Annotated in this window: 23 protein-coding genes; 14 read left to right on the forward strand and 9 right to left on the reverse strand. The window is 64.2% G+C overall.

Features of this window, described 5'->3' with window-relative positions; translation table 11 throughout:
- Positions 1-8: 8 nt before the first annotated feature.
- The gene (locus E8Q40_RS21620; RefSeq protein WP_246662954.1) at positions 9-695 is read right to left on the reverse strand and encodes an arylesterase; all 687 of its coding nucleotides are present in this window, start codon (positions 693-695) and stop codon (positions 9-11) included.
- Here E8Q40_RS21620 and E8Q40_RS21625 point away from each other — a divergent pair.
- The 3 genes from E8Q40_RS21625 to E8Q40_RS21635 all read left to right on the forward strand — a co-directional run bounded on the left by E8Q40_RS21625 (position 694) and on the right by E8Q40_RS21635 (position 4972).
- Positions 694-1386, forward strand: coding sequence for an ABC transporter ATP-binding protein (locus E8Q40_RS21625; RefSeq protein WP_246662955.1), 693 nt, complete (start codon positions 694-696; stop codon positions 1384-1386). The genes E8Q40_RS21620 and E8Q40_RS21625 overlap by 2 nt on opposite strands.
- Positions 1386-3935, forward strand: coding sequence for an ABC transporter permease (locus E8Q40_RS21630; RefSeq protein WP_137046472.1), 2550 nt, complete (start codon positions 1386-1388; stop codon positions 3933-3935). Before E8Q40_RS21625 ends, E8Q40_RS21630 begins: the two co-directional genes overlap by 1 nt.
- A gap of 278 nt (positions 3936-4213) precedes the next feature.
- Positions 4214-4972 carry a Bax inhibitor-1/YccA family protein gene (locus E8Q40_RS21635; RefSeq protein ID WP_137046473.1) on the forward strand — a complete coding sequence of 253 codons (759 nt, stop codon included), beginning with the start codon at positions 4214-4216 and terminating at the stop codon, positions 4970-4972.
- Between the two features lie 80 nt (positions 4973-5052).
- Here E8Q40_RS21635 and E8Q40_RS21640 read toward each other — a convergent pair whose 3' ends face one another.
- Positions 5053-5673 carry a glutathione S-transferase family protein gene (locus tag E8Q40_RS21640; protein ID WP_137046474.1) on the reverse strand — a complete coding sequence of 207 codons (621 nt, stop codon included), beginning with the start codon at positions 5671-5673 and terminating at the stop codon, positions 5053-5055.
- Positions 5674-5781: 108 nt separating this feature from the next.
- Here E8Q40_RS21640 and E8Q40_RS21645 point away from each other — a divergent pair, with 108 nt between their 5' ends.
- On the forward strand, positions 5782-6303 hold the full coding sequence (locus E8Q40_RS21645; RefSeq protein ID WP_137046475.1) for a GNAT family N-acetyltransferase: 522 nt from the start codon (positions 5782-5784) through the stop codon (positions 6301-6303).
- A gap of 133 nt (positions 6304-6436) precedes the next feature.
- Here E8Q40_RS21645 and E8Q40_RS21650 read toward each other — a convergent pair whose 3' ends face one another.
- The 3 genes from E8Q40_RS21650 to acnA all read right to left on the reverse strand — a co-directional run bounded on the left by E8Q40_RS21650 (position 6437) and on the right by acnA (position 10849).
- The gene (locus E8Q40_RS21650) at positions 6437-6814 is read right to left on the reverse strand and encodes a DUF2794 domain-containing protein (RefSeq protein WP_137046476.1); all 378 of its coding nucleotides are present in this window, start codon (positions 6812-6814) and stop codon (positions 6437-6439) included.
- Between the two features lie 460 nt (positions 6815-7274).
- Entirely contained in the window at positions 7275-8030 is a 756-nt protein-coding gene (locus tag E8Q40_RS21655) for a thioredoxin family protein (RefSeq protein WP_137046477.1), read from the reverse strand.
- Between the two features lie 113 nt (positions 8031-8143).
- Positions 8144-10849 (reverse strand): aconitate hydratase AcnA, encoded by a 2706-nt coding sequence (gene acnA, locus E8Q40_RS21660; RefSeq protein ID WP_137046478.1) that lies wholly within the window; start codon positions 10847-10849, stop codon positions 8144-8146.
- 284 nt (positions 10850-11133) lie between these two features.
- On the opposite strand from acnA, the gene ccmA reads away from it, so the two are divergent.
- From ccmA to E8Q40_RS21690, 6 genes are all read left to right on the forward strand, one after another.
- Positions 11134-11742 (forward strand): heme ABC exporter ATP-binding protein CcmA, encoded by a 609-nt coding sequence (ccmA, locus tag E8Q40_RS21665; protein ID WP_137046877.1) that lies wholly within the window; start codon positions 11134-11136, stop codon positions 11740-11742.
- A 130-nt stretch (positions 11743-11872) separates the two neighbouring features.
- Positions 11873-12541, forward strand: coding sequence for a heme exporter protein CcmB (gene ccmB / locus E8Q40_RS21670; protein ID WP_137046479.1), 669 nt, complete (start codon positions 11873-11875; stop codon positions 12539-12541).
- A 94-nt stretch (positions 12542-12635) separates the two neighbouring features.
- Positions 12636-13361, forward strand: a complete 726-nt coding sequence (locus tag E8Q40_RS21675; protein WP_137046480.1) for a heme ABC transporter permease — start codon at positions 12636-12638, stop codon at positions 13359-13361.
- Between the two features lie 55 nt (positions 13362-13416).
- Positions 13417-13593 carry a heme exporter protein CcmD gene (ccmD, locus tag E8Q40_RS21680; protein WP_370455216.1) on the forward strand — a complete coding sequence of 59 codons (177 nt, stop codon included), beginning with the start codon at positions 13417-13419 and terminating at the stop codon, positions 13591-13593.
- Complete coding sequence (locus E8Q40_RS21685) at positions 13590-14198, forward strand: DsbE family thiol:disulfide interchange protein (RefSeq protein WP_137046481.1); 609 nt, start codon at positions 13590-13592, stop codon at positions 14196-14198. Before ccmD ends, E8Q40_RS21685 begins: the two co-directional genes overlap by 4 nt.
- 91 nt (positions 14199-14289) lie before the next feature.
- Positions 14290-15390, forward strand: a complete 1101-nt coding sequence (locus E8Q40_RS21690) for an acyltransferase (protein WP_168197932.1) — start codon at positions 14290-14292, stop codon at positions 15388-15390.
- A gap of 2 nt (positions 15391-15392) precedes the next feature.
- Here the strand turns inward: E8Q40_RS21690 and E8Q40_RS21695 are convergent, their stop codons facing one another.
- On the reverse strand, positions 15393-15959 hold the full coding sequence (locus E8Q40_RS21695; RefSeq protein WP_137046483.1) for a septation protein A: 567 nt from the start codon (positions 15957-15959) through the stop codon (positions 15393-15395).
- The gene (gene ftsY, locus E8Q40_RS21700) at positions 15960-16892 is read right to left on the reverse strand and encodes a signal recognition particle-docking protein FtsY (RefSeq protein ID WP_137046484.1); all 933 of its coding nucleotides are present in this window, start codon (positions 16890-16892) and stop codon (positions 15960-15962) included. It abuts the gene before it with no gap.
- Positions 16893-16952: 60 nt separating this feature from the next.
- On the opposite strand from ftsY, the gene E8Q40_RS21705 reads away from it, so the two are divergent.
- Positions 16953-17699: an RluA family pseudouridine synthase gene (locus tag E8Q40_RS21705; RefSeq protein ID WP_137046485.1), complete on the forward strand. Its 747-nt coding sequence runs from the start codon at positions 16953-16955 to the stop codon at positions 17697-17699.
- Here the strand turns inward: E8Q40_RS21705 and mtaB are convergent.
- Both mtaB and dapF read right to left on the reverse strand, forming a co-directional pair.
- The gene (gene mtaB, locus E8Q40_RS21710) at positions 17625-18857 is read right to left on the reverse strand and encodes a tRNA (N(6)-L-threonylcarbamoyladenosine(37)-C(2))-methylthiotransferase MtaB (RefSeq protein WP_205995625.1); all 1233 of its coding nucleotides are present in this window, start codon (positions 18855-18857) and stop codon (positions 17625-17627) included. The genes E8Q40_RS21705 and mtaB overlap by 75 nt on opposite strands.
- Positions 18854-19738 carry a diaminopimelate epimerase gene (dapF, locus tag E8Q40_RS21715; RefSeq protein ID WP_137046487.1) on the reverse strand — a complete coding sequence of 295 codons (885 nt, stop codon included), beginning with the start codon at positions 19736-19738 and terminating at the stop codon, positions 18854-18856. The genes mtaB and dapF overlap by 4 nt, the downstream gene beginning before the upstream one ends.
- 164 nt (positions 19739-19902) lie before the next feature.
- Here dapF and E8Q40_RS21720 point away from each other — a divergent pair, with 164 nt between their 5' ends.
- Genes E8Q40_RS21720 through E8Q40_RS21730 form a run of 3 tightly spaced genes read left to right on the forward strand, consistent with a single transcriptional unit; the run spans position 19903 to position 22131 of the window.
- Positions 19903-20526 carry a GyrI-like domain-containing protein gene (locus tag E8Q40_RS21720; protein WP_246662956.1) on the forward strand — a complete coding sequence of 208 codons (624 nt, stop codon included), beginning with the start codon at positions 19903-19905 and terminating at the stop codon, positions 20524-20526.
- An 8-nt stretch (positions 20527-20534) separates the two neighbouring features.
- A complete protein-coding gene (locus E8Q40_RS21725) occupies positions 20535-21224 on the forward strand; it encodes an SIMPL domain-containing protein (protein WP_246662957.1) in 690 nt (229 codons plus the stop codon).
- Positions 21225-21276: 52 nt separating this feature from the next.
- Positions 21277-22131, forward strand: a complete 855-nt coding sequence (locus tag E8Q40_RS21730) for a dienelactone hydrolase family protein (protein WP_137046490.1) — start codon at positions 21277-21279, stop codon at positions 22129-22131.
- Positions 22132-22385: the final 254 nt, after the last annotated feature.

Consider the following 22385-nt stretch of genomic DNA (forward strand, 5'->3'; position numbering starts at 1 on the left):
GACGGGGATTAATTTGCCTTCACTTGCGCGATCAATTCTTCCACCTTCGGCAGAATATTCTTCACGATCACGTCGACGCCTTCGGCGGTCGGATGCATGCCGTCACGCTGGTTGAGCTTGCTGTCGGCGGCGACGCCGTCGAGAAAGAACGGATAGAGCAGAGCATTATGTTTCTGCGCGAGCTCGGGGAAAATGCCGTCGAACTTCGCCACGTAGTCAGGGCCCATATTGGGCGGCGACTTCATCCCGGCGATCAGCACCGGAATCTTGCGCTCGCCGGCCTTGGTCAGAATCTTGTCGAGCGCCGCGCGCGTCACGTCGGGGGCAACACCACGCAGCGCGTCATTGGCGCCGAGTTCGAGGATCAGCGCGTCGGCGTCCGCCGGCACCGACCAGTCGAAGCGGTCGAGCCCGCCGGTCGCCGTGTCGCCGGAAACGCCGGCATTGACCAGTTCGACGGCATGGCCCTTGGCCTTTAAGGCCACTGCCAGCTTGGAGGGAAAAGCGTCCTGGACATTGAGCCCGTAGCCAGCGGACAGGGAGTCGCCGAGCACGACGATCTTCACGGGTTTGTCAGCCGCGAGGGCCCCAATCGGGCCCAAAATGCCGGCAAATATGAGGTATAGCGCCGCAGCCTGCTGGACGAAGCCCGAAACCACCCCATATGACGGCGATCGCATCGGAAAGAGATTCATGAAAGCACCTTCTCCTGCAGGCCCCGCCATTGCCTTGTCGGGGCTCAATCTCTCGCTCGGTCGCGACGCCGCCCGCGTTCATATCCTCAAGGACATCGACCTGAATATAGGCAGAGGCGAGGCAATTGGCCTCGTCGGCCCGTCAGGCTCGGGCAAATCGACCCTGCTCATGGTGATGGCCGGGCTGGAACGCGCCGACACCGGCACCGTGACGGTCGCCGGTGAGAACCTGCGCGAACTCGACGAAGACGAACTCGCGCGCTTCCGTGGCCGCAACATAGGCATCGTCTTTCAGTCCTTCCACCTCATCCCGACCATGACGGCGCTGGAAAATGTCGCGGTGCCACTCGAACTCGCCGGCATCGACGATGCGCAGGACCGCGCCCGCGCCGAACTCGATCTCGTCGGCCTCGGCCATCGTCTGCATCACTATCCGGCGCAGATGTCGGGCGGCGAACAGCAGCGTGTCGCGGTCGCGCGCGCGCTGGCGCCGAATCCATCGATCCTCGTCGCGGATGAGCCGACCGGCAATCTCGACGAGGACACCGGCAAGCAGATCGTCGAACTCCTGTTTGCCGGCTACGAGAAGCGCGGCGCGACCTTGGTGCTGGTGACGCACGATCCCATGCTGGCGCAGAAATGCGGCCGCGTCGTGCGGCTGCGCTCCGGGCATATTGTGGACGGTCAATAATGGGCAGCGCTTCACGCTGGCTCCCGCTCCGTTACGCGCTGCGCGAGATGCGCGGCGGGCTGTCGGGCTTCTATGTTTTCGTTGCCTGCATCGCGCTCGGCGCCATGTCGATCGCCGGCGTCGGTTCGCTCGCCGCCAGTCTCAATGACGGCCTTGCACGCGAAGGCCGCGTCATCCTTGGCGGCGATTTGTCGTTCAGCCTGATCCAGCGTGAGACCAAGCCGGAGGAACTGGCGTTCCTGAAAAGCCACGGCGAGGTCTCGACCACCGCCAGCCTGCGCGCCATGTCGCGCATCGCCAGCGGCGACGCCACGCTTGTAGAACTGAAAGCCGTCGATAAGGCCTATCCGCTGTTTGGCAAGGTGACGCTGGCGCCCGACATGCCGCTCGATGAGGCGCTGGCACAGCGCGACGGCGCCTATGGCGCGGTTGCCGACCCGACCTTGCTGGCGCGACTCGCCATCGAACCCGGCGCGCGCATCACCGTCGGCAATATCGACTTCATCATCCGCGCCGCGCTCACCAACGAGCCGGACAAGCTGTCGGTCGGTATCGGCTTCGGCCCGCGCCTGATGGTCAGCGAAGAAGCCTTGCGCGCCACCGGTTTGTTGCAGCCCGGCAGCCTGGTGCGCTGGAAGTATCAGGTGAAACTGCCCGGCGCCGGCAATGAAGCCGCGGTCAAGGCGGTCACCGACGACGCCCGCATCAAACAGTCCAATGCCGGCTGGGAAATCCGCAACCGCACCAATGCCTCGCCGCAACTCGAGCGCAACGTCAACCGCTTCACGCAATTCCTCACCATCGTCGGCCTCACCGCATTGCTGGTCGGCGGCGTCGGCGTCGGCAATGCGGTGAAGAGTCATCTCGACCGCAAGCGCGCCACCATCGCCACGCTGAAAGCGCTGGGCGCCAGCGGCCGCCGTGTCTTCGCGATCTATCTCACGCAGGTGATCCTGCTGTCGCTGATCGGCGGTGCCATCGGCGCAACTTTAGGCGCGGCACTGCCCTTCATCGTCGTCGGCCTGTTCGGCTCGATCATTCCGCTGCCGATCGTGCCGGCCATCCAGGCGCCCGAACTCGTTCTGTCGCTGGTCTACGGCCTGCTCACCGCGCTCGCCTTCGCGCTATGGCCGCTCGGCCGCGCGCACGATGTGCCGGTCGGCGCGCTGTTCCGCGACGTCGTCGCCGCGCAGCCGGCCTGGCCGCGCCGTAGCTACATGGCGCTCACCGCACTCGCCATCGCCGCGCTCGGCACGCTGGCGGTGCTGCTCGCCTATGACCGGCGCGTGGCGCTGATCTATGTCGGCGTCGCTGCCGCGGTCTTCGTGCTGCTGCAGCTTGTCGGCATCCTGGTGATGGCGGTGGCGCGCCGGGTGCCGCGGGCGCGCTCGACCAGCCTGCGCATGGCCGTGGCCAATATCCACCGCCCCGGCGCGCTGACGCCGACCATCGTCTTGTCGCTCGGCCTCGGCATCGCGTTGCTCGTTACCGTGATCGAGATCGACGGCAATCTGCGCAGCCAGTTCGCCAAGGAATTGCCGGCGCGGGCGCCCGCTTTCTATTTTCTCGACATCCCGTCCGACCGGGCGCCGGATTTCGACGCCTTCGTCGCCAAGCAAGCCCCTAACGCCGCGCTCGATGAAGTGCCGATGCTGCGCGGCCGCATCGTCTCGGCCAAGGGCATCGATGCGCAGGATCTCAAGCCGTCGGAAGAAGCCGCCTGGGTGCTGCAGAGCGACCGCGGCATCACCTATTCGGCGACGGTGCCGAACGGCTCGCGCCTCACGGACGGCGCGTGGTGGGCGCCGGATTATCGCGGCGAGCCCTTGGTGTCGTTCGAGAAGAAGATCGCCGACGGCCTCGGCCTCACCATCGGCGACACCGTCACCGTCAATGTGCTCGGCCGTAACATCACGGCGAAGATCGCCAATCTGCGCACCGTCGACTGGCAAAGCCTGAGCATCAATTTCATTCTGGTGTTCTCTCCGCACGTGTTCGATGGCGCGCCGCATACCCGGCTGGCGACCTTGACCTATCCGAATGGCGGCTCGAACGCGGAGCAGGAGAACAAGATCATCCGCGCCGTGGCGCAGGACTTCCCGATGATCACCACCGTGCGCGTCAAGGACGCGCTCGACGCCATCGGCTCGCTGATCGGCAATCTGGTGCTGGCAATCCGCGGCGCCTCCGGCCTGACGCTGCTGGTCGCGGCGCTGGTGCTCGGCGGCGCGCTGGCCGCCGGGCATCGCCACAGGGTCTATGATGCCGTCATCCTCAAGACGCTCGGCGCCACCCGGCTGCGGCTGATCGGCGCCTACACCATCGAGTATCTTCTGATCGCCGCCGCCACTGCCGTGTTCGGGGTGCTCGCCGGCAGCGCCGCGAGCTGGCTGATCGTCACCGAACTCATGCGCCTGCCGTTCGCCTGGCAGCCCGGCGCGGCGCTGATCGCCACGGTGGCGGCCGTGCTGGTGACGGTGGTGCTCGGCCTCGCCGGCACCTTCTCGGCGCTCGGCCAGAAACCGGCCCCGGTGCTGCGAAATCTCTGACTGGCGGCCATTAACACCTTGGTTTGCCAGCGACATTCCGCCGCGCCGGTAGCCCGGGACAGCGGCAGGCCTTGTTTTTGCGGCGGAATCGGGCCCGGCGGCAAAGGTTAATATTCCGCAAGGTGGCGCCGACATGCCCCCGCCATATCTGGCGTCCAACCTCACCAACCATTACATTCTGCGACACGAGCGCCGATCCCGCGACCGCGGGGCCAGGCGCCTGACGAGAGCCGGCACCGTCACCTGACAGCCGCCGGCACTGAGAAGAGGGAACTTCGATGTCGGACTTCGACCGTAACGTTGCCGCCCGCGGCTTCGGCACCGCCGCGCGCACCGCGGAGATCGATGCGGGCCTGCGCGCCTACATGCTCCGCATCTACAACTACATGGCGGCCGGCGTCGCTCTGACCGGCGTGGTCGCCTGGCTTACCTTCAACGCCGCAGTGCAGACCAATGCCGCGGGGCAGATGGTGCTGACGTCGTTCGGCCAGACGATCTTCGGCGGACCCGTAACCATCATTCTGTTCCTGGCGACGCTGGGACTGGTGTTCTTCCTGAGCTTCCGCGTGCACACGCTGCAGCCGTCGACCGCGCTCATGCTGTTCATGGGCTACGCGGCGCTGCTCGGCCTGATGCTGTCGTCGGTGTTCCTCGCCTACACCGGCGCGTCGATCACCCGCACCTTCTTCATCTCCGCGGCGTCGTTCGGTGCGCTGAGCCTGTACGGCTACACCACGCAGCGTGACCTGTCGCCGATCGGCTCGTTCCTGGTCATGGGCCTGTTCGGCCTCATCCTGGCGATGGTGGTCAACATCTTCCTGAAGAGCACGGGCCTCGACTTCGCCATCTCGGCGATCGGCGTCCTGATCTTCGCGGGTCTCACCGCCTGGGATACCCAGAAGATCAAGGAGATGTACGACGTCAACGACGACGGCACCGCGGCCGGCCGCAAGGCGGTGATGGGCGCGCTGACGCTCTATCTCGACTTCATCAACCTGTTCCTGTTCCTACTGCGCTTCTTGGGCGATCGGCGCTAACGCGCCCCTGGGCGATCGCCGCTAACGAACAGAGACAGTTGCGAAATGCAGCGCCCCGGCCCAAAGCCGGGGCGTTTTCTTTAAGATTGCGGCGCTTCTTCTTCCATCGCCGCCCGTACATTCGGCCGCGCCGCCATCCGGGTGCGATGATCGAGCACCTTCGGATAACGCGCCGGATCGACACCGTCGCCTTCCATCCACTGGGCGAGCGTGAACAGATAGGCATCGGCGATCGAGTAATCCTCGCCCATCACCCAGGGGCCGGCGATCTGCGTTTCGACGTATTCGAAGCAGGCTCCGACCGTTTCCGGCACCTTGCGCCGCATCGCCTCAATCGCCGCCTCGTCATCGACCCAGCGATGGCCTCGCCCACGATGGGCGTGTGCCACGTGCAAGGTGGAGCAGAGATAGCTGTTGAACTCCTGCATCTTGGCGAAGCGGAATGGATCGGTCGGCGCCAGGCGGGCCTGCGGAAAGGATTGCGCAATGAAAGCGAGGATCGCCGGCGTTTCGGTGATGGTGCCGGCGGGCGTCACCAGAGCCGGCACCCGGCCCTTGGGGTTGACCGCCAGAAAGTCCGGCGAGCGCTGCTGGGACTCGGCGAAATTGACGCGCCGCAGCTGGTAGTCGGCGCCCGCATCCTTCAGCGCAATGTGCGACGCCAGCGCACAGGAATTCGGGGAAAAATACAACGTGAACATTGGACCTCCTTGAGGGACTCCTATGGAGCAACTGGACGCCGCTTTTTCCAGCGATATTCTTTGATCTCCACCATCGCTCCGCCTGATCGCCTGTTGTAGTCTGACTCAATGTCCCTTTCGATCCGCCCCACGACCCCCGCCGATATCCCGGCCATCGCCGCCATCTACGCCCACGCCGTGCGCACCGGCACCGCGACCTTCGAGCTCGAGCCGCCGACCGAGGCCGAGATGCTGCGCCGCTATGACAAGCTGCGCTCAGGCGGTTTTCCCTACATCGTCGCCGAGATCGACGGGAAGGTCGCCGGCTACGCCTATGCCGGGCCGTTCCGCGAGCGGCCGGCCTATCGCTTCACCGTCGAGGACTCGATCTACATCGCGCCAGACATGCAGAAGCGCGGGATCGGCAAGGCGCTGATGGCAGAGCTGATCAAGCTCTCCACCGAAGCCGGCTTCCGGCAGATGCTGGCGGTGATCGGCGATTCAAACCAGGCAGGCTCGATCGCCCTGCACAAGGCTTGCGGCTTCCAGCCGGCGGGCGTGTTCAAGTCGGTCGGCTACAAATTCGGCCGCTGGCTCGACACGGTGCAGATGCAGTTGCCGCTCGGGAAGGGCGATAAAGAGCCGGCTTAATTGCTGTCGTCCCCGCGAAGGCGGGGACCCATACGCCGTGTTCTCTCGATAGTGCAGGGATTATGGGTCCCCGCTCATAGGCGTTCTAAAAGAACGCCGTCCTTCGGACGGCTATGCGCGGGGACGACAAACATCAATTCGCCAGCGCCAGTTGCGGCTTGTCGATGACGCGCAGGACGCGGTCGAGTTCGTGGCCGCGGCGCAGGATCAATCCGGTTGCCGAGATGACGCTGTAGGCGCCCTGGCGCTGCGCCAGCTTCGGGTCTTTCTCGATACGATAGAGCGGCACTTCGGACGAGCGCCTGAATACCGAGAACACCGCCCGGTCTTTCAAAAAGTCGATGGCATAGTCACGCCATTCACCGGCGGCGACCATACGGCCGTAGAGGTCGAGAATGCGATTGAGTTCGCGGCGGTTGAAGGTGACCTGACCGAGCAGGTTGGGGGCACCACGCGCCGGAGCGCCCCCGGGAAACTGGCTAGGCTCGCTGTCGCCGGACTCGATCGTCATGCGGCCTCCCTGCGATGTGACAGATGGATGATCGCGCCGCCCGCCCGCCGCCGCAAGCCCCTGATTCAAATGGCAGGATCGCGCGCCGAAGTTCCCGTTGCCGCGTCCGGCCAGGCGAAAACGCCGCGATTTCAGGCCAAAAAGCCGCGGGCGGCATCACGAACTCGTCAGCACTTCTCACAATAACGCCCAATTTCGGTCAATCGCCGGACACGAGGCCTTGGGATAAATGCACCGTTGCCTCAAGGCCCGGTCCGGTTTGACCTCCGGATTCCTCAGCCCCCCAGCCCCCCGGGGGTCTTCGGACCGGGCCGATCGAGTTCAAGTTGAGTAGCGTTCGATTCAATCCCCTATGCCTTAGGGCCGGCCCCAAAAAGCCGGCCCTATTTTTATGTGCTGGACGCATGAAAATGGCGCGCCCGTCGGACGCGCCCCTTCAAACCCGGTGCTTGCTGCGCGATTATTTCATCGCCACGGTCGCGGCGCCGACCATCAGGCTCGGCTTTCCATCGACGCTGTTCTGCACCAGCACGACGAAATGATTGATGTCCGATAGCGTGAAGTTCGCGTTCGGAATCTCGCTGAGCGGCAGCGTGAAGGTTTCCGCCTTGCCGCTCCAGGTGCCGAGTTTCACCCAGCGCCGCACGACGTTGTAGTAGTTCAGGTTCTGGCCGCGATTTTCGCCGCGCTGGATCGTGACCTCGATTTTGTCGGTGACCGGGCACAGCCACACGTCGGCGGTAATGGGCTCGCCGTTCACGGCCGGCACGTTGACGACGATCTTGCCATCCTCGATCGCTGCCTTCACCGCCAGCCGCAGCGCGAGTTTATCGTCGCGCGACTTGGCAACCGCATCCTTGATCGCAGCCTGGTCGCTGCCGAGCGCATGAGCGACGCCGTTGATCACGGCCTGCGGCGTATAGACGGCGCCGTCGCCGCGTGCGATCGAATAGGCGCGCTGCCGCTTGCTGTGCCCCTTCAGCGCCAGGGTATCTTTCCAGCCGAGATAATCCCAGTAATCGACCGGCAGACTTACGGCGATGATGGACGGGTCATGGGCCAGATTGCCGAGCAACCGGTCGGCGGGCGGGCAGGACGAGCAGCCCTGGCTGGTGAACAGCTCGACCACGGCTTTCGGCTCCCCGCCAGCGGCGGGGTTCGCGACAGCCAGCACCGCGCCAAAGGCGGCGGCAAAGGTCAGGCGGCTCAGTCCCATTTCGGCGTCATTCCCCGGTTGGCGCGACGCGCATCATATAGGGACAAAAGTAAATCACCCGCCACTCACTTCGCAGTGAGGGCGGGCGACCGTAGTCCGGAACCGGCGATGCGTCAGGCGGCGAGCTGACGCAGCACGTATTGCAGGATGCCGCCCGAGCGGAAGTATTCCAGCTCATCGAGCGTGTCGATACGGCAGATCAGCGGCACTTTCTTGACGGTGCCGTCGCCCATTGTGATCTCGGCGGTCAGCTTCTGACGCGGCTTGAGATCACCTTCGAGGCCGTGGATCGTGACCTTTTCATCGCCCTTGAGACCGAGCGACTGCCACGACGTGCCTTCCTCGAAGTTGAGCGGCATCACGCCCATGCCGACCAGGTTCGAGCGATGGATGCGCTCGAAGGACTGCGTGATCACGGCGCGGATACCGAGCAGCACCGAACCCTTGGCCGCCCAGTCGCGCGACGAGCCGGTGCCGTATTCCTTGCCGGCGAAGACGACAAGCGGAACCTTCTCGGCCTTGTAGCGCATGGCCGCGTCGTAGATCGTCATCTTCTCTTTCGACGGGTAGTGAATGGTGACGCCGCCTTCGACGCCCGGCACCATCTGGTTCTTGATGCGGATATTGCCGAAGGTGCCGCGCATCATCACCTGATGATTGCCGCGCCGCGTGCCGTACTGGTTGAAGTCGATCGGGCGCACCTGATGATCGCGCAGATAGGTGCCCGCGGGGCTCGACTCCTTGATCGAACCGGCCGGCGAGATGTGGTCGGTGGTGATCGAGTCGAGGAACAGGCCGAGCACGCGCGCGCCTTCGATATCCTCGATCGGCACTTCCTTGCGCTGCATGCCTTCGAAGTAAGGCGGGTTCTGCACATAGGTCGAACGGTCGTCCCAGCCGTAAGTGAGACCGCCCTTGACCGCGATCTTGCGCCAATTGGTATCGCCCTTGAACACGTCGGCGTATTTCGCGGAGAAGATCTTCTTGGTCACATACTTGGAGACGAACTTGGCGATCTCCTTGTTGGTCGGCCAGATGTCCTTGAGATAGACCGGCTTGCCCTTCTTGTCGGTGCCGATCGGATCCTTGGTCAGATCGACATACATCGAGCCCGCCAGCGCATAGGCGACGACCAGCGGCGGCGACGCCAGATAGTTGGCGCGCACGTCCGGATTGACGCGGCCTTCGAAATTACGGTTGCCCGAGAGCACCGCGGCCGACACCAGATCGTTCTTGTTGATCGTGTCGGAGATTTCCTCCGGCAGCGGGCCGGAGTTGCCGATGCAGGTGGTGCAGCCGAAGCCGACGAGGTTGAAGCCGACCTTGTCGAGGTCCTTCTGCAGGCCCGATTTGGCGAGATATTCGGCGACGACCTGCGATCCCGGCGCCAGCGAGGTCTTCACCCACGGCTTGGCCTTGAGGCCCAGCGCCGCCGCCTTGCGAGCGAGCAGGCCAGCGCCGATCATGACGCTCGGGTTCGAGGTGTTGGTGCAGGAGGTGATGGCGGCGATAACAACGTCGCCATGGCCGAGATCGTGCTTGCGGCCTTCGACCGATGCGCGCTTCTTCAGCTCAGCGGCCTTGTTGTATTCCTTCTCCATCGCCGTTGTGAAACCGGCGACGACGTCGGGCAGCGCGATGCGGTCCTGCGGACGCTTCGGGCCGGACAGTGACGGCTGCACGGTGGCGAGGTCCAGCGTCAGCACATCGGTGAATTCCGGGTCCGGCGTGCGCGCGGTGCGGTACATGCCCTGCGCCTTGGCATAGGCCTCGGCGAGCTTGATCACTTCGTTCGGACGGCCGGTGTCCTTGAGATACTGGATGGCATCTTCGTCGACCGGCGAATAGCCGCAGGTCGCGCCGTATTCGGGCGCCATGTTGGCGAGCGTCGCGCGGTCGGCGACCGGCAGATGCTGCAGGCCCGGGCCGAAGAACTCGACGAACTTGCCGACCACGCCGCGCTTCCGCAGCATCTGGGTCACGGTGAGCACGAGGTCGGTGGCGGTCAGGCCTTCCTTGAGCTTGCCGACCAGCTTGAAACCGATCACTTCCGGCAGCGTCATCGACAGAGGCTGGCCGAGCATCGCGGCTTCCGCCTCGATGCCGCCGACGCCCCAGCCGAGCACGGCGACGCCGTTCACCATGGTGGTGTGCGAGTCGGTGCCGACCAACGTATCCGGATAGGCGACGGTCATCTCGGCGGTCTTCTTGCCGATGGTGACCTTGTCCTTCTTGGTCCAGACGACGCGCGAGAGATATTCGAGATTGACCTGGTGGCAGATGCCGGTGCCGGGCGGCACGACGCGGAAATTGTCGAACGAGCGCTGCGCCCACTTCAGGAAGGTGTAACGCTCCTGGTTCTGCCGGTATTCCTCGTCGACGTTCTTCTTGAAGGCTTTGCTGTCGCCAAAGAAGTTGACGTTGACCGAATGGTCGATGACGAGATCGACCGGGATCAGCGGGTTGATCTTCTTGGGGTCGCCGCCGAGCGTTTCCATGGCATCGCGCATGGCGGCAAGATCGACCACCGCCGGCACGCCGGTGAAGTCCTGCATGAGGACGCGCGCCGGACGGAAGGCGAACTCATGAGTGGATGTCTTGGTCTTCATCCACTCGGCAACGGCCTTGATATCTTCTTTGGTGACCGTCGTGCCGTCCTCGTTGCGCAGCAGATTCTCGAGCAGCACCTTCATCGAGAAGGGCAGCCGCGAGATACCTTTCAGTCCGTTCTTCTCCGCCGCCGGGAGGCTGTAATAGGCATAGGTCTTGGACCCGACCTTGAGAGTCTTGGCGCATTTGAAGCTGTCGAGAGAGGTCATGATTGTGTTTCCATTCCCGGCGGGGGACGATAAATCCGTTCGGGGCGCCCGCTCGCTAAGTCATTGGTTTCAATTGCAAATCCAAGGACAATGGCTGGCCAGCACCGTTATGCGCTGGCAGGGCGCCGCAGTTCGCTGGCTTATAAGGTCTTTTTTTGCGCAATGCCATAATCACTGGGATCATTCCAGAGTATGAAGGCGCCAATTTTGTTCAGGCTCTTGTTCCGGATCGTCATAAACGACCGCACGCGCGAGCGAAGGCAGGTTCGATGAAGACCGACCGGATGCAGCTCATCTGCGAGAGCCTGGCCTGCGAGCGCGGCGGGCGGCAGGTTTTTGCCGGCGTGAACTTCACGGTATCGGCCGGCGAGGCCATGGTCGTGACCGGGCGCAATGGCGCCGGTAAGTCGACCTTGCTGCGGGTGATCGCCGGGCTGCTGCGGGCGGCGGAAGGCCAGGTGACGCTGGCCGGCGGCCGCGAGGACGCGACGCTTCCGGAGCAGGCCCACTACCTCGGCCATCTCGACGCGGCCAAGCCTTCGCTGACGGTGCGGGAAAACCTGACCTTCTGGGCCGACTTTCTCGGGGCTTCGGACGAAGCGGCGATCGAATCCGCCCTCGAAGCCGTCGAATTAGACACGCTCGCCGACTTGCCGGCGGCCTACCTCTCGGCCGGGCAGAAGCGGCGGCTGTCGATCGCCCGGCTCCTGGCCGTCAAACGGCCGGTCTGGCTGCTCGACGAACCCACCTCCGCCCTCGACACCCAATCGCAGGACCGTCTTGCCGGATTCATGCGCGACCACCTTTCCGGTGGCGGCTTCATTGTTGCAGCGACCCACGGCCCAATTGGCCTCGACACTCCGCGGGAGTTGAAGATGGGGGCGGGAGGATGAGAGCCGCAAATCCAATCTTCCGTCATTCCCGCGAAAGCGGGAATCCAGCACGTCCTTGGGCAGGCGTCAGCGCGACAAAGAGCTGGATCCCCGCTTTCGCGGGGATGACCGGTTTAATGGAATGCCGCCAATGACCGCTTTTACGGCCTTAATCCTCCGCGACATGCGTCTGTCCGTCCGCGTCGGCGGCGGCGCGCTAATGGGCGCGCTGTTCTATTTCGTCGTCGTCTCGATGATCCCCTTCGCCATCGGCCCGGACCTCAACCTCCTGGCGCGGATCGGCCCGGCCATGCTGTGGATCGGCGCCCTGCTCTCGACGTTGCTCGCGCTCGACCGGCTGTTCGCCAGCGACCATGACGACGGCTCGCTCGATCTTCTCACCATGAGCAGCCTGCCGCTGGAACTGACGGTCGCTGCCAAGGCCATCGCGCACTGGCTCACCACGGCGCTGCCGCTCATCGTCATCACGCCGGTGCTCGGCCTGATGCTCAATGTCGAACTCACGGCGATGGGCTATGTCGCGCTGACCCTGCTTGCCGGCACGCCGTCGCTGACCTTCATCGGCCTGATCGGCGCGGCCCTGTCCGTGACATTGCGACGCGGCGGCCTCCTGATGGCGATCCTGGTGCTGCCGCTGACAGTGCCGGTGCTGATCTTCGGCGTCGCCGCGGCGAACGCCGCCATCGTCGGGCCTGCGCCCTTCGGGCCGCCTTTCACCATCCTCTGCGCGCTGTCTCTGGCGAGTTTCGTGCTCGGACCTTTTGCCGCCGCGGCCGCCCTGCGGCAGGGACAGGAGTGACAATGAGTAACGAAGACATGACCGCGGCCTTGACTCACGTCATTGCCCGCCTGTCGCGCGCTGGCTAGATATCTGCCAGTCCTAGAGTTCAGATATGGCCCTGATCGACCTCGCCAACCCGACCCGTTTCCTTGTGCTGGCCAACCGCGTGCTGCCGTGGCTCGCGGCCGCGACCGCGATCGTCTTCGCCTACGGGCTCTATCGCGTCGCCTATGCGCCGGACGACTACCAGCAGGGCGCGACCGTCAAGATCATGTTCCTGCATGTGCCGTCGGCATGGCTGGCGATGATGGGCTGGGGCCTGATGACCGTCGCGGCGCTGGGGACTCTCGTATGGCGGCATCCGCTCGCCGATGTCGCGGTCAAAGCCGCGGCGCCGATCGGTGCCGCCTTCACCTTCATCTGCCTCATCACCGGCTCGCTGTGGGGCCGGCCGATGTGGGGCACCTATTGGGTGTGGGACGCGCGGCTGACCTCGGTGCTGGTGCTGTTCCTGCTCTATCTCGGCATGCTGGCTCTGTACTGGACCGCCGACGATCCGAACCGCGCTGCGCGCGCCGCCGCCATTCTGGCACTGGTCGGCGCCGTCAACATCCCGATCATCAAATTCTCGGTCGACTGGTGGAACACGCTACACCAGCCAGCCTCGGTCGTACGCATGGACGGCCCGGCCATCGACCCGACGATCCTCGTGCCGCTATTGGTGATGGCACTGGCCTTCACGCTGCTGTTCTTCACATTGCACATCGCGGCGATGCGCAACGAAATTCTGCGCCGCCGCGTCCGTTCCATGCGCATGATGCAGGCGGCAAGCGCATGACCCGGAAAAGTGTGAAGCGGTTTTCCGAAAAGGTCATGCGCAAAGGAAAGAGCGCATGATGGCTCTCGGACCTCACGCGAGCTTCATTGTCGTCGCATATCTTGCGACCGTGATCGTCGTCCTCGGACTGACGGTCTGGATCGTGCGCGACTATGCCGTGCAACGACGCATTCTCAACGACCTCGAAAGCCGCGGCATCAAGCGCCGTTCGCAGCGCGAGGACCGGGCATGAGCGCCGTGGACGACAACGCCCCGCCCAAGCGCTCACGCGGTCTGCTGCTGGCTTTGCCGCTCGCGATATTCGTTGCCATCGCCGCGCTGTTCTATTTCGGCCTGATCGCCGGCGATCCGTCGAAGCTGCCATCGGCGCTGATCGGCAAACCCGTGCCGCCAACCAACCTGCCGCCGCTCGAGGCCTTGGCCGTCAATGGCAAACCGGTGCCGGGCCTGACGGACGACATGCTCAAGGGCCAGGTGACTCTGGTGAATGTCTGGGCGTCGTGGTGCGTGCCGTGTCACGACGAAGCGCCGCTGCTCGACGCACTCGCCAAAGATCAAAGCTATAAGGACAAGCGTTTCGCCATCGTCGGCATCAATTACAAGGACGTCGCCGAGAATGCACGGCGCTTCCTCAACCGCTACGGCAATCCCTTTAGCGCCGTCGGCGTCGACGAGAAGGGCCGCGCCTCGATCGACTGGGGCGTCTATGGCGTGCCGGAGACCTTCCTGGTCGGCCGCGACGGCCGCATCGCCTACAAACTGGTCGGCCCGATTACGCCGCAAAATCTCGAGGCCGTGCTCAAGCCGCAGATCGAAAAGGCGCTGCAACAGCCTTAACCACGAGCCATTCGCGCCCGTAACCAAACGTTAGAGCCGGCAATGATACCCCTCACCCACGTCCGTCCCGTGGGCAGGAAGGATCAGCCTTTTGCACTCGACCAGCGGCCAGCACTTCTCCCGGCTCGACCACCTGCGCGCCTTCGCCGCCTATCTGGTCTTCGTCTGGCATTTCCTGCACATGACGCCGGATTTTCCGGTGCCCTATGCCAGCCAGCCGGTGTTTCCGCTGGCGTTGTTTGACGAGGGCCACACCGGCGTCGCCCTGTTCATGACGTTGTCCGGCTATCTGTTTGCCAAGCTGGTTGGCGATAACGAAATCGACTTCCCCAACTTCCTGTGGAACCGGGCGATGCGGCTGGCGCCGCTCCTGATCCTGTGCCTCGCCGCCTGGGTCGTCATCGGGCAGATGGGCGGCACGCCGATCCTGGCGAGCGATCTCATCTATGGCTTCCTGCTGCCGACCTGGCCCTATGGCGCGTGGTCGATCGCAATCGAGCTACACTTCTATCTCATATTTCCATTGCTGCTGTTGCTGGTGCGCCGCCAGGGCCCGGGCGCGCTGATGCTGGTGGTTGCCGGTGCGCTGGCGTTGCGCGTGAACTGGTGGCTCACCTTCGGCGAGGCGCAGCACATCGCCTACTGGACCATCTTCGGCCGCATCGATCAGTTCGTGTTCGGCATGATCTTCGCCTTCGCGACAATGTCCGGCACGTTACGCCGGCCGGCGCTCAACATCGTCACGGCGATTTCGATGCTGTCGTTCCTGATCATCTGGACGCAGTTCGATGCCATGGGCGGCTTTCATAACCGCACCGGCGCGCCATCAACGCATCCGATCTGGATCGTCATTCCGACGATCGAGGCCATCGCCTTCGGCGCCTTGATCGCCTGGTATGACGGCACGACTTTCCGCATCCCCGCGGCCGTTGATGCCGCGCTGACGCGGATCGGCGAATGGTCGTACTCGATTTATCTCTTGCACTTCTTCCCGATCATCGCGCTGCGTCACACCTTCTGGGGCCGCAGCGGCAGCGCCGATGATTTCTATGTCGCGTGGCTCAGCGCGACATTGGCCTTCATCGCCTTCCTGCCGGTGGCGGCGATGTCCTACAATTTGCTCGAGAAGCGCTTTCTCGCCTTCCGCAAACCTTATCTGCGCGAACGCGCCGCGACGGCGCCCGCCGCCTGAGCCTACGGCTTCTTGTCGGGCGCGGCGTATTTGTTCAGCAGGGGCACCTGCGCGATGCCGAACAGCAGCGTCAGCGGCACGAAGCCGAACAGCTTGAAATTAACCCAGAAGTCCGTCGTCTGCGTGCGCCAGACCGCCTCGTTGAGCACGGCGAGAAAGACGAAGAACAGCATCCAGCGCCAGGTCAGCTTGCGCCAGCCTTCGTCGGTGATGTGGAACACCGAGTCGAAGACGATATTGAGCAGCGGCTTGTTGAACACGATGCCGAACAGCAGCGCGCCGGCGAACAGGAGATAGATGATGGTCGGCTTGAGCTTGATGAACACGTCGTCGTGCAGCACAAGCGTCAGCCCGCCGAAGACCAGTACCACCACCGCCGTGACCACCGGCATGACGGCGATATGCCGCGTCAATGCATAGGAGACGGCGAGTGCGGCCAGCACCGCGACCATGAAGCCGCCGGTGGCGTAATAGATGCCAAGTCGGGAATTCATGACGAAGAACAGGATCAGCGGCCCGATGTCGAGCGCCAGCTTGAGCAGGGGATTGAGTTGTTTTTTGTCAGCCATTTAATCCTCAATCCCCACCACCGCGCGGGCGAAATCGCGCGCAGTGAAATCGCTCAGGTCGTCGACGCCTTCGCCGACGCCGATGAAGTGCACCGGCAGTTTGAACTTCTCAGCAATCGCCACAAGGATGCCGCCGCGCGCGGTGCCGTCGAGCTTGGTCATCACGAGACCGGTGACGCCCGCGATCTTGCCGAAGATCTCGACCTGGCTCAGCGCGTTCTGCCCGACAGTGGCATCGAGCACCAGCAGCACGGCATGCGGCGCCGAGGGCTCCACCTTGCGGATGACGCGCACGACCTTTTCCAGCTCGTTCATCAATTCGGCACGGTTCTGCAGACGGCCGGCGGTGTCGATGAGCACGACCTCGGTGCCGTCGGCCTTGGCCTGCGTCACCGCATCGAAGGCGAGGCCGGCCGGATCGGCGCCGGGCGTGCGGGCGACGACCGAGGCGCCGGTACGCTCGGCCCAGATCTTGAGCTGATCGATAGCGGCGGCACGGAACGTGTCGGCCGCGACCAGCATCACCTTTTTGCCCTGGGCGCGGAAGCGCGCCGACATCTTGCCAATGGTGGTGGTCTTGCCCGAACCGTTGACGCCAGAAACCAGGATGACGAAAGGCTGCGCGGTGACTTCGAGCGGCTTGGCCACCGGCGCCATTACCTTCTCGATCTCGCCGGCGAGCAGCGCGCGCAATTCGTCCGGCGCAATGCCCTTCTCGTAACGGCCGCCGCCGAGCGTTTCGGCGATGCGCGAGGCAAAGCCGACACCGAGATCGGCGCGGATCAGCTCATTCTCCAGATCGTCGAGCGTGGCGGCATCAAGCTTGCGCTTGGTGACGAGATCGCTGATCGCGGTTCCGAGCGAGGCCGAGGTACGCTTGAGACCGCCGCTCAGGCGCTTCCACCAGCTCTGCTTTTCGGTCGTCTCGTTCATTGCCAGTTCCCAGGGAGCCGCGCCCCTGATACCCGTTTCGGCGGCCATTGGTAAGAAATTATGACCCCCGACGAGATGCTCGCCCGCCTCCTCTACCGTGACGGCATGATGCTGGTCGTCGACAAGCCGGCGGGGCTGTCCGTCCATCGCGGGCCCAAAGGCGGCCATAGCCTCGAGGACTATTTCGGCGCGCTGCGCTTTGGCCTGCCACGCGACCCGGCGCTGGCGCACCGCCTCGACAAGGATACCTCGGGCTGCCTCGTGCTCGGCCGCCACCGCAAGGCGCTGGCGCTGCTCGGCAAGCTGTTCAAGCAGGGCAAGGTCGGCAAGACCTACTGGGCCGTGGTCGAAGGCGGCCCGGCCGAGGACGAAGGCCTGATCGACATGGCGCTCGCCGAACTCGACAAGACCCGCGGCTGGTGGATGAAGCCCGATCCGAGCGGCAAGCCGGCGCAATCGACGTGGAAGGTGATGGGGCGCGGGGAAGGCAAAGCATGGCTCGCGCTTGAGCCGCTGACCGGCCGCACGCATCAACTGCGCGTGCATTGCGCCGAGATGGGCTTTCCCATTGTCGGCGATCCGATCTATGGCAGCGCCGATCGCAGCGGGGTGCCGCCGCTGCATCTGCACTCACGCAGCATCACGGTGCCGATCTCGAAGAACAAGCCGGCGGTGACGATCGAAGCGCCGGTGCCGGAGCATATGCGGGAGTTGCTGCGCGCGTGCGGGTGGTCAGGCAGCGAGCAGTTGCCGCCCGTCGTGACCGGCGACGGTGAGATCGAGAAACAGCCCCGGCGCGACGGGTGAATTCAGTCGTACTGGCGTGAACTGCTCGGTGCGGGCGATGCCGCCGCGCTCGGTCAGCACGCGATGCGTCGCACCGACTTGCGCATCGAGATGCGCGCGTAAGGCAGCCTCGCCGCGCTCGCGCAGACGCTGCGCGCGTTCCTTGACGACAGCGCGGTCGAGCTGCGGCATCCTCGCCGCCGGCGTACCGGGCCGCGGCGAGAACGGAAAGACATGAAGCTGGGTCAGCCCGCAGTCGTCGACCAGATCGAGCGAGCGCGCAAACATGTTGTCGGTCTCAGTCGGGAAGCCGGCGATGATGTCGGCGCCGAACACGACATCCGGCCGCAGCCGGCGCACCTCGTTGCAGAAGGCGATGGCGTCGGCACGCGAATGCCGCCGCTTCATGCGCTTGAGGATCATGTCGTCGCCGGCCTGCAGCGACAGATGCAGATGCGGCATCAGCCGCGGCTCGTTCGCCAGCGCATCGAGCAGATCGGCGTCGGCCTCGACGGAATCAATCGACGACAGCCGCAGCCGCGCGATCTCCGGCACCTCATGCAGCAGCCGCTTGACCAGCGCGCCGAGCTTCAATTCGCCATCGCGATAGCTGGTGATATCGACGCCGGTCAGCACGATCTCGCGATAACCATTCGATGTGAGCCGCCGCGCCTGCGCAATCACATCAGCGATCGGCAGCGAGCGCGAATTGCCGCGCCCGAACGGGATGATACAGAACGTGCAGCGATGGTCGCAGCCGTTCTGCACCTGCACGAACGCGCGGGTGTGGCCGTCGATATGATCCACGCCATGCGCCTTGATGCCGGTCGAGGCCATGATGTCGCCGACCGAAACGCGCGCCTCGCCGCGCCACGCTTTTTGCCATTCTTGCGCGGAAAGCTTCTCCTCATTGCCGAGCACGCGATCGACTTCCGGCAGCGCCGCGAACGGCGCACTGTCGGCCTGGGCCGCGCAACCGGTGACGATGATTTTTGTATCGGGCCTCTCGCGCCGGACGCGGCGGATGCTCTGTCGCGCCTGCTTCACGGCTTCCGCCGTCACCGCGCAGGTGTTGAACACCACGGCATCGGTGACGCCGCCAGCCTCCGCCTCGCGCTTGATCACTTCGGATTCGGCAATGTTCAGCCGGCAGCCGAAGGTCAGCACCTCGACGCTCACGGCGTTGGCGCCTTCTCGAACAGCTTTTCGTCGAACGTGCCGTTGAACTCGAACTCGACCGGCCCGGTCATCAGCACGTGATCGTCGCTGGCACGCCATTCGATGACGAGTTCGCCGCCAGGCAGCGTCATATGCACCTTGCGCTCGGTGCGCTTGAGCCGTGCCGCCGCCACCGCGGTGGCGCAGGCGGCCGAGCCGCAGGCGCGCGTCAAGCCGGCGCCGCGCTCCCAGGTGCGCATGACGATGTGCTCGCGATCGACAATATGCGCGAGCGTGATGTTGGCGCGGTCGGGAAAGATCGGATGATTTTCGAGCAGCGGCCCGAACTTTTCCAGATCGTAGGCATAAGGATCGTCGACCCAGAAGATGGCGTGCGGGTTGCCCATGTTGACGACCGACGGCGAATGCAGGATCGGCGCATCGATCGGCCCGACCTGCAACTCGATGATCCGCGTGTCGCGGAATTCCTCGGCCAGCGGAATCTCGTTCCAGGCAAAGCGCGGCTTGCCCATGTCGACGGTGAATTGGCCGTTATCGTTCTTCCAGGCGTTGAGAATGCCGGCGCCGGTTTCGAACACCAGCTTGGACTTGCCGTTCGCATCTGAGACGATGGTCGCGACGCAACGCATGCCGTTGCCGCAGGCGCCGGCTTCGGAGCCGTCGCTGTTGTAAATGCGGATGAAGGCTTCGGTGCCCGGCGTGCGCGGCGGATAGAGCGCCATTAATTGGTCATAAGGCGCACCGGCAGGCGATGCGGCGGCGCGCGCCTCGTCGGCGGCGATCGGCACAGCGCGCGGCGTATCGGCACGCAGATCGACAACGACGATCTCGTTGCCGGCGCCGTTCATCTTCACGAAAGCCTTGTTGGAAAGCGCACCCATGATCCGCCAGCGGTTCTGGAAAACCGGGACCTTGCCCGGCTTTCGCCCGGTTTATATGGCCAAAGATCGTCCCATTGGCTAGGGGCCATGATAGAATCACCTGCCTAACCGAATCGCCGGAAAAGGACGGAGAGCGCACGATGTCTGGAGCGCGGAGCCTCGGCTTGTACCTTGGCTTGCACCTTGCCTTGGCGGCGATCGCGGCGGTCTGGCTGGCGACGGGTCCGAACGCGCTGGCGCAAGGCGCTCCGCCCAAGCCGGGCCCGACCCCGGCGGCGCCGATGCCGGATATCAAGCCGCATGTGCCGCTGCCCGCCCAGCCCGGCGACGCCTTCGGCGAGGAAGTGCAACTTCCCGACCGCAATGTCGTCTACATCAAGGGTCACACCAACTGGGATACGGCCTTCGATACATTGATCGACGCCTTCAAGTCGCTGAACGATTACCTCACCAAGCAGAACATCAAGCCCGCCGGCCCTTATCTCACCGTCTATACCGAGACCGACGACACCGGATTCTCGTTCCAGGCCGGCGTCATCATCGCGCAGCCGCTCGCCAATCCGCCGAAAGGCGACATCGCCTCGGGCAAGGCGCCCGCCGGCAAGGCGCTGAAGTTCGTCCATCGCGGTTCCTATGACGCGATGGATACGACTTACGAGGCGATCACCAATTATCTCGACGATCGCAATCTCGAAGCACAGGATCTGTTCATCGAGGAATTCGCCACGGATCCTGCCAAGAGCGATCCGAACTCTCTCGTCATCAACGTCTATGTGCCGGTGAAATGATGAAATCGATGTCCCGCCACGCTCTGAGCCTGATGATCGTCGCCTGCACATTAGCCACGCCGATCATGCCGGCTGCCGCCCGTGCCGCCGAGCGTTCGATCACCGTCACCGGCGAAGCCACCGTCTCGGTCGCGCCCGACAATGCCAACATCCGGCTCGGCGTCACCAGCCAGGGCAAGAATGCGCGCGAGGCGAGCGAGACCAATGCCCGGCAGATGACCAATGTGCTGGCGGCCATCAAGGAGGCCGGCGTCGCCGACCGCGACGTGCAGACCTCGCGCCTGTCCCTGCAGCCGCAATACGAACAGGGCAAGGCCGGCCCGGCGCGGCTGCTCGGCTTCCAGGTCACCAACCAGATCACCATTCGCATCCGCGAAATCGATAAATTCCCCGGCATTCTCGATCGCGCCATTGCCGCCGGTGCCAACGAAATGTCCGGCATCGAATTTGTCGTGTCGGAGCAGTCGAAACTGCTCGATCAGGCGCGCGACGACGCCGTCTCCGATGCCCGCCGCAAGGCCGAGCTTTATGCCAAGGCCGCCGGCGTCAAGCTCGGTCCGGTGACCTCGATCACCGAAGAAGGATCGAGCCCGCCGCGGCCGGTCGTGCAGGCGATGCGCGCTTCCGCCGTACCGGTGGCGCCGGGTGAGCAACTGCTGCGCGCCGCCGTCTCCGTGACCTTTGAATTGACGCCCTGACAGGCCGCGATAGTCTTGAGCGCGGAATTGGCATCCCTGCGGAGCCAATGCGATGCGTCTTGCGCGGCCGTTTTTATCGCTCACGACATTGCTCGCCGTGCTGGCGGCACAGACCGCGTCAGCCGAAGAACGCATCGGCTTCGACAGCGCGCGCTACCTCGTCGGCACGCTGAAGCAACGTATCGCGTATGAGCGCGGAGAAGTGCCGCCGCTTAATCCAGCGACTCCGCTCATCGGCTATCTGTCGAAGCCCGATGGCGCGGGTCCCTTTCCCGCCGTGGTGCATCTGCACGGCTGCAGCGGCCTCACCGAGCGCATGCGGCGTGCAAGCGCGGCACGCATGACGAACTGGGGTTATGTGTCGCTGGTCGTGGACAGCTTCACGACGCGCGGCCTCAAGGACGACTGCGTCACGCCGCCGGCCGACCGCCACGCCGATGCCATGGGCGCGCTTACCTATCTCGCCACGCTGCCTTTCGTCGATCCGCAACGCATCGCGCTTGTCGGCCACGCCCAGGGCGGCGCGGCCGCGCTGCAGGTCGCGTCCGAGCGGCCTTATCGCCTGTTCGATATGCCGGACGGTCCGAGCTATCGGGCCGTCGTCGCCTTCTACCCGCGATGCAACGCCGCCAGGCAAACACTGGCGCTGCCGACCCTGATCCTGATCGGCGAACTCGACGCCTGGTCGCCCATCAAACTGTGCGAGTGGTGGATGCAGCGGCGCGATGGCCGCGGCGCGCCTGTGCGGCTGGTGGTCTACCCCGAGGCCTTCCATGGCTTCGATGATCCGGGCATCCGCAACGGCATGGATTTCACCTTCGGCCACTGGGTGAAATACGATCCGGATACCGCAGCCTTGGCCTCGGCGGAGCTGGCGAATTTCCTTGCCGTCAATTTATCCAAATAATTCAAGTACTCAGTGGGAAGAACGAATTCGAATAAAAGTTCGATATTCAGCCAAACTGAATTTTTTGTGCGTGTGACGCACACACCTCTTGCGGCGCAGGTCGCACTTGGAGTGTACATAGTTGCGTACAATGCAAAATGCATAACGGCGCATCTCAGGTTTGGACCCTAAGATACGCCGCTGTAAGAACCGCAAAACAACCTACCCTTATGGAAGGGGCAGGGCAGACCGAGCAGCGCGACGGTGCGCCGCCC

This window comes from Pseudolabrys sp. FHR47 (assembly GCF_005153485.1).
Classification (GTDB): Bacteria; Pseudomonadota; Alphaproteobacteria; order Rhizobiales; family Xanthobacteraceae; genus Pseudolabrys.